Source organism: Paenibacillus sp. A3 (genome assembly GCF_001399685.1).
In the GTDB taxonomy this organism is placed as follows: Bacteria; Bacillota; Bacilli; order Paenibacillales; family NBRC-103111; genus Paenibacillus_G.
In genome coordinates, this window is record NZ_JTHN01000411.1 from 1 (window position 1) to 621 (window position 621).

A 621-nucleotide genomic window follows, 5' to 3' on the forward strand; every position below is an offset into this window, starting at 1 on the left:
TTGAATGCCTTAGTTCAAAGCAAGGAAAAATCACAAAGAAAGATAAAGCGCAAGTAGTATTTGAACTAAGGCTGGAATTCCCCGTTCGTGCGTTATTGCAACTGGCTCAGATCCCACGTAGTACATATTATTACTGGGTAAACCAATGGGACCGACCAGATAAAGACGTAGATTTAAAATCCCGCATTAATGCTATATACCATGAACACAAAGGTCGATATGGGTATCGTCGTATTCGGGATCAATTACACAACGAAGGGCTCCAGGTAAACCATAAAAAGGTACAGCGAATTATGGGTGAAATTGGGCTGAAATGTACGGTGCGAATGAAGAAGTATCGTTCATATAAAGGGAATGTTGGGAAATTAGCACCAAATATTTTGGAGAGAAACTTCAATGCTACGAGGCCCAATGAGAAATGGGTAACTGACATCACAGAATTCAAATTATTTGGTAAGAAATTATACTTATCCCCGATGCTGGACTTATTTAATGGAGAGATTGTTGCGTACACAATTGAATCGCGTCCGGTATATTCACTTGTGTCCAAAATGCTGGATAAAGCGTTTGAACATATTCATGAAGAGGATGTACTTATTATACATTCTGATCAGGGCTGGC

The 621-nt window shown here is 39.5% G+C and carries 1 protein-coding gene; it reads left to right on the plus strand.

Going from position 1 to position 621, the window contains the following annotated elements:
* On the plus strand, positions 1 to 621 hold a 621-nt coding region (locus tag QJ48_RS35025), incomplete at both ends, for an IS3 family transposase (protein WP_157261888.1).